Source organism: Micrococcus sp. R8502A1 (genome assembly GCF_006704135.1).
GTDB classification, from domain to species: Bacteria; Actinomycetota; Actinomycetes; order Actinomycetales; family Micrococcaceae; genus Micrococcus; species Micrococcus luteus.
On sequence record NZ_VIGS01000014.1, the window covers coordinates 40304 to 47080 of the forward strand.

The 6777-nt window shown below is 73.5% G+C and carries 4 protein-coding genes; 1 reads left to right on the forward strand and 3 read right to left on the reverse strand.

Annotation, left to right across the window (positions count from 1 at the left end):
• Positions 1–36: 36 nt before the first annotated feature.
• Positions 37–3180: a UPF0182 family protein gene (locus tag FLM69_RS04605; RefSeq protein WP_141843267.1), complete on the reverse strand. Its 3144-nt coding sequence runs from the start codon at positions 3178–3180 to the stop codon at positions 37–39.
• A 110-nt stretch (positions 3181–3290) separates the two neighbouring features.
• Entirely contained in the window at positions 3291–4361 is a 1071-nt protein-coding gene (locus FLM69_RS04610) for a PDZ domain-containing protein (protein WP_255502712.1), read from the reverse strand.
• A 196-nt stretch (positions 4362–4557) separates the two neighbouring features.
• On the opposite strand from FLM69_RS04610, the gene FLM69_RS04615 reads away from it, so the two are divergent.
• Positions 4558–5958 (forward strand): zinc-dependent metalloprotease, encoded by a 1401-nt coding sequence (locus tag FLM69_RS04615; protein ID WP_041105129.1) that lies wholly within the window; start codon positions 4558–4560, stop codon positions 5956–5958.
• Positions 5959–6022: 64 nt separating this feature from the next.
• On the opposite strand, the gene FLM69_RS04620 is transcribed toward FLM69_RS04615, so the two are convergent.
• On the reverse strand, positions 6023–6589 hold the full coding sequence (locus FLM69_RS04620; protein WP_255502713.1) for a M48 family metallopeptidase: 567 nt from the start codon (positions 6587–6589) through the stop codon (positions 6023–6025).
• Positions 6590–6777: the final 188 nt, after the last annotated feature.

The following is a 6777-nucleotide window of genomic DNA, read 5'->3' on the forward strand; positions in this document are numbered from 1 at the left end:
TCGACGGTCCGGCGGGCCCGGCCCGCCGGCGCCGGCTCAGCCGCTCGGCGTCGGGCTGGGGCTCGACGACGGCGCGGGGCTCGCCTCGGCCGGGGCCTGCTCCTGGGCGGGTGCGTCGCCGCCCAGGGCGTCGTCGGCGGCGGTGGCACGCTTCAGGGCCTCGTTGAGACGCTTCTGCTGCTCGCCGTAGCCGGCCCAGTCGCCCTCGGCCAGACGCTCCTGGCCCTGGGTCAGGGCGTCCTGCGCCTCCTCGAGGGCCGCAGAGAGCTCCTCCTCGACCGTGCCCGGAGCCGTCGGCTTCTCGCCCGGGGCGGGCGCCTCCGCCTGGTTCTCCTCCGGGGTCACCGCGCCCGAGTCGCCGTCGAACACCTGGTCCAGGGCCTCCTGGAGGGTGTCCGCGAAGCCGACCTTGTCGCCGAAGGAGACGAGCACCTTGCGCAGTGTCGGGTAGGTGGTGCCGCCCGAGGAGCGGACGTACACCGGCTGGACGTAGAGGATGCCGCCGGCCACCGGCAGGGTGATCATGTTGCCGTTGAGCACCTCGGACGCGCCCTGGCGCAGCAGGTTCAGCTCCCGCGAGACGTCCGCGTTCGAGTCGAAGTTCGCCTGCGCCTGGCCGGGGCCGGGCACCGTGGTGGACCGCGGCAGCTCGAGCAGGCGGAGCTTCCCGTAGCCCTCGGCCTTCACGCCGTCCTCCCCCGTGCCGGCGTCGCCGGTGGCGGAGAGGAAGCCGTAGAGCACGTTGCGCTGCTGGGCACCGTCCGTGATCTGCGGGATGTAGCTGCTGGTGAGGGAGAACGCCGGCTCGTCCTGGCCGGGCATCTGCAGCGTCATGTAGTACGGCGGCTGCTTGACGTCCTCCTCGCGCGTGGGGTCCGAGGGCACGGACCACGCGTCGTTGTTCTCGTAGAAGTCGTCCGCGTCGGTCACGTGGTAGCGGCCGAGCAGCTCGCGCTGGACCTTGAACATGTCCTCCGGATAGCGGACGTGGTCCATGAGTCCGGCGCTCATCTCCGAGTACGGGCGCAGCGAGGACGGGTAGACGTTCTGCCAGGCCCGCAGCAGCGGATCCTGGTCGTCCCACGCGTAGAGGGACACCGAGCCGTCGTACGCGTCCACCGTCGCCTTCACCGAGTTGCGGATGTAGTTCACCCGGCCCTGCAGCGCCGGGTTCTGGCCCTGGCTCAGGGAGTCCACCGTGACCTCGCCCAGCTGCTGGGCGGTGGAGTACGGGAACTGGTCCGAGGTCGTGTAGGCGTCCACGATCCACTGCACGCGGCCGTCGACGATCGCCGGGTAGGGGGCGGTGTCCACCGTCAGGTAGGGCGCGACCTTGCGGACGCGCTCGGCCGGGTCGCGGTCGTAGAGGATCTGCGAGGCCTCGTTCACGTCCGAGGACAGCACGAGCTCGGGCGAGCCGAACTTCACCGCGTACGCGAGCCGGTTGAACAGGTTGCCCACCGAGGGGCCGCCGTCGCCGGAGAAGGTGTACGCCGTGTCCTCCTGGGAGTCGGCCGTCTGCGGCCGGTCGCGTTCGACGGCCGGCGCGCCCTCGGGCGCACCCACCACCGAGTACGAGGGCGAGTTGTGCCCGAAGTAGATGCGCGGCTCGTAGTCCTGGTCGGAGGCCAGCGGCCCGCGCGTCGGGATCTCGGAGAGCAGCCACTGGGGCCGGCCGCCGGCCGCGACCTCGGAGGCGTCGGCCACGACCATGCCGTAGCCGTGCGTGTAGATGGTGTGGCGGTTCACCCACGACTGCGAGTCGTCCACGTTGACGTCACGGGCCGCCAGGATGGTGTCCCGCGTCTGGCCGTCCACCTCGTAGCGGTCCACGTGCAGGGTGGTGGGGAACGAGTAGTACGGACGGAACTGCTGGAGCTGCCCGAAGGTCTGGGAGATCAGGTTCGGGTCCATGAGACGGACGTTGGCCGTGTTGGCCTCCTCGCCCGCCAGGGCCCCGGCCTCGGTGTCCGTGGCCCCCTCGTAGTTCGTCACCTCGACGTCGTCCAGGCCGTACGCCTCGCGCGTCATGGCGATGTTCCGCTCGATGTACTCGGACTCGAGCGTGCGCTCGGACGGCTTCACCTGGTACTCCTGCACGATGAAGGGGTACGCCGTGCCCACCACGAGCGCCGTGATGACCAGGACCGCGGTGCCGATCAGCGACAACCGCCACCGGCCCGAGACCACCGTCCACACGAACAGGCCGGCCACGATCACGGCCGTGACCGCCAGGATCGCCGACGTCGGGATGACCGCGTTCACGTCCGTGTAGAGCGCGCCGGCCCAGTTGCCGGTCTGCGACTGCGTGGTGCGGTAGCGGTTGAGCCAGAAGTTGACGCCCTGCAGCAGCAGGAACACGGCCAGGGTGATGCCGATGTGGGCGCGCGCCGCCGGGGTGATCCGCACACCGCCGCCCTCCTCCACGCGCACCGCGCCGTACAGGTAGTGCACCAGAAGACCGGTGATGCCGGAGACCAGGACCACCGAGATCAGGTACCCGACCACGAGCGTCAGGAACGGCAGGGTGGCCATGAAGAACATGAGGTCCAGGCCGAACTCCGGGTCCGCCTGGCCGTAGGGCACCTGGTTCAGGAACAGCAGGACCGTGTTCCAGCCGTTCATCGCGGTGGAGCCGGCGAACACGCCGAGCACGAGCGGGACACCCAGGAACACCAGGCGCCGGATGGGCTCCAGCTGGCGCTGGGCCTGGCTGAGCGAGTCCCGCGCGGCCGCGGACGCGTCCGCGGGGCGGTGGCGCCAGGCCGTGCGGATCGCCAGCCACACGGCGAGGGCCATCCCGAGCCCGGCGATCAGGAACAGCGCGGCCTTGGCGACGACCTCGGTCCAGAAGACCTCGGTGAAGCCCAGCTGCGAGAACCACAGCACGTCCGTGTAGACGTTCGTGAACACCACGAACAGCCCCACGAGCACGGCCACCGCGATGATGGTCAGCACGAGCGCGCTCGGCCGGCCCGGCCGGCCCCTGCCGCGCGCGGCGGAGGACCCGCCCCCGCCGAACGGGCCACCAGGACCGCGGTCGCCGTCGTCGCCCGGGCCGCGCGGGGCGCCGCCGAAGGGGCCGAACGCCCCGAACGGGCCGGACTGGCCCCCGGCGGTCCCGCCGCCGTCACGGGGCGGGCCGCCGAACGGTCCGCCGCCTCCCTGTCCGAAGCTCACTGCTCTGTCCTCTTCCCTCCCGCGTCCGCGGGGCTCTGCTCCGGTCCGGGGCGCTGCGCCCCGGACATGTCGTCCGGTCTGGTGGTCTGGTGGTCCTGGTGTGCGTCGGCTCAGCCGCACGTCCGGGCGGCGGCCGGGCTCTCCCCCCGGGCCACCGCCTCGACGATGTCGCGGGCCTGGCCCAGCGTGTCCACGGGGTACACCGTCAGACCCTCGGGCACACGGCCGGCCAGCTCCTCGCAGTTCGCCGTGGGGGCGAGGAACGTCGTGGCCCCCGCCTCGGCGGCGCCGCGCACCTTCTGCGGGATCCCGCCGATGGGACCCACGACGCCGTCCCCCGAGATCGTGCCCGTTCCCGCGATCGGGGCGCCCCCCGTCATCGCGCCCGGGGTCAGCCGCTCGATCACGGTGAGCGCGAACATCAGACCCGCCGAGGGCCCGCCGATGTCCGGCACGGTCAGCTCGACGTCCACCGGGACGTCGTAGGCGGTCTCGATCAGGGCCCCCATCTGCCACGGCTGGGGCGCGCCCTCGGGGGCGGCCGCCACCGGCACCTCGAGGTCCTGCTCCACGCCGTCGCGGCGGACCGTCAGCGTGACCGGGTCGGGCCCCGCGGCCCCGACGGCGGCGCGCACGGCCTCCAGGTCGGCCACGGGCCGTCCCTCGGCGGCGCTCACCTCGTCCCCGGCCCGCAGGACACCCTCGGCGGGCCCGCCGGACACGAGCTGCTGCACGACGAGCCGCTGGGGCACCTCCCGGCCGAGCTCGTGCAGGGCCGCGGCGGTCGCGGTCTGCTGGGAGTCCGACATGGCCGCCGAATTGGCCTCGCCGACCTCGTCGGAGGTGACGCCGGTGGGGTACATCAGCTCGCGCGGGACCACGTCCACGGCGGGGTCCGTCAGGCCGCGGCCGAGATCGAGCAGGGAGGTGGTGCCGATGGGCGGGCCCCCGACCATCACGGTGGTCATGGCCAGGGTCCCCTCACCCGGGTCCGCCTCGCCGCCCTCGACGCGCAGCACCGGTCGACCCTCGCGTTCGCCCAGCAGGTCCACGGCGGGGCCGGGGCCCTCGAGGATGTAGGGGGTGGGGGCCAGCAGTGCCAGCCCGGCGCTGCCCAGGGCGAGCCACCCGGAGAAGGGCACGCGGGTGACGCGGGTGGTCCTCGAGGGCACTGCGCGCACGCGACACCGTCTTTCCTGGGGGTCCTGATCGGGCCGTCCTCGCCGCCGGGCACGTGCCGCGCGGCGACGGTCACACCAGTCTACGCGGGGCAGCGACCCCCGCCAGCCCCGCGCGACGCCGTGCGCCATGGGCGAACCGCGCCGCCGCGACGTCGGGAGGGCGGGCGCGTCGCGCCGACGCGGATACGCTGGAGACATGAGCAACGACGCGCGCACGCCCGGATCCGACGACGGCCGCGACCCCCTGGAGGAGATGCTGCGGCAGCTCTTCGGCGGCCAGGGCCCCGACCCGGACGAAGTCCGACGCGCCATGGAGGGCCTGGGCGGCCCCGGCGGGGTGCCCTTCGACCCGTCCCAGCTGAATCCGGCCATGATGCAGCAGGCCATGGCCCAGTTCCAGGCGATGATGAGCTCCGGCTCCGGCTCGGACGGCCCCGTGAACTGGTCTCTGGCGAAGCAGGCCGCCCGCCAGGCCGTGGCCGGCGAGGACCCGGCCGTCGGCTCGTTCGCGCGACGCGAGGTGGACGAGGCGTTGCGGCTGGCCGAGCTGTGGCTCGACGGCGTCACGCAGACCGAGCCCGTCGGCAGCGTCGGCGTGGCCTGGTCCCGTGCCGAGTGGGTGGAGGCGACCATGGACCAGTGGCGCCGGCTCACCGAGCCCGTGGCCATCTCGATGTCCCGTGCGATGTCCGCGGCCATCGAGCAGCAGCTGCCGGGTCAGCTCCCCGAGGGCATGGACGCCTCCCTGCTCGGCGGGCTGCAGCCCATGCTGAAGAACATGGGCGGCACGATGTTCGGCCTGCAGCTCGGGGGCGCCGTGGGCGCCCTGGGCAAGGAGGTGCTCTCGGGCACGGACATCGGCCTGCCCGTCGCCGGCCACCGTCTCGCCCTCGTCCCCGTGAACATCGAGGAGTTCGGCGACGGGCTCTCGGTGCCGGACGACCAGATCCGCATCTACCTGGCCCTGCGTGAGGCCGCACGCATGCGCCTGTTCCTGCACTCGCCGTGGCTCGAGCGGGACCTGTACGCCGCCGTCGAGCAGTACGCCGCGGGCATCCGCCTGGACACCGAGGGCATCGAGCGGGCCGCGCAGTCGGTGGACCCGATGGACCCCGGTTCCCTGCAGGCCGTGTTCGACGGGGCGTCCTTCATCGCCGCCCCGGACGCCACCCAGCAGGCCGCGCTGGACCAGCTGGAGCTGCTCGTCGCCCTCGTGGAGGGCTGGGTGGACGTGGTGGTCGCCGAGGCCGCGCGCCCGCTCGAGTCGGCGGCCGCCCTGCGCGAGACCATGAACCGCCGCCGCGCCTCGGGTGGCCCGGCCGAACAGGCCTTCGCCGCCCTCGTGGGCCTCGAGCTGCGCCCGCGCCGCCTGCGCGAGGCCGCCGCGTTCTGGGAGCACGTCACGGCCGAGCACGGCACGGAGTATCGCGAGGAGATCTGGCGCCATCCCGAGCGTCAGCCCACGGCGGAGGACCTCGAGGACCCCGCCGGGTACACCGGGCGCCGCTCCGCCGCGGACGCCAGCACCGAGTCCCTCGACGACGAGCTGCGCAAGCTCCTCGAGGGCGGCTTCGGCGACGCGCCGCGCGAGGGCTGAGCCCCTTTCGGCACGACGGCCGCGGGCGGCCCGGCACCTCGGGTGCGGGCCGCCCGCCGTCGTGTCAACCCGCGTCCTCGTCCTCCGCCCACCGGTCCGGCGCCGTGCGACCGCGGCCCTCGGCGAAGGTGACCCCGTCGAGGAAGGCCATCGCCTCGGCGTAGCGCGGGTACCGGTCCACGAGGCGTCGGAAGGCCGGGCCGTGTCCGGACTCCAGCAGGTGGGCCAGCTCGTGGACGAGCACCGCCGCCACCACCCAGTCCGGCATGCCGCGCAGCTGCGTCGAGAGCCGGATGGTGCCGCGCCCCGGCGTGCACGAGCCCCAGCGGCGGCGCTGCCGGGCCGACCACGTGACCGAGACCGGACGGGCCCGCCCGCCCAGGTGTGCCGCCGAGAGCCGTCCCGCCCAGGCCAGGAGCGCGTCGTCGGAGCGGGCGTCGGCGGGGCGGCCGTCCGGGTCGGCCGCGGGCTGCCCCGTCCCACCGCGTGCGCCCACCTTCGCGACCATCCGGCCGATCCACTCGCGCTCCTGCGCGGCCGAGAGACGGGCCGGGACGTTGACCTGCAGGCGGCCGTCGCGCCACGCCGCCGAGACGGTGCGGGTGCGGGCCGTGGAGCGCACGAGCCGCACGGGCGTGCCCTCCCAGTCCAGGTCGGTGCTCTCGCGGGCGGGACCGCGGTGGGCGGCCGGGACCTGTCTCTTATACCCCTCTGCCGCTGCCTACGATCGCATAAGTGTCAACCTCGGTGTGCCCCGTATCATATCCAAAAAACAGTCTCCGTTGAGACGAATAGCAAACTGTAGTCTCTTATACCCTT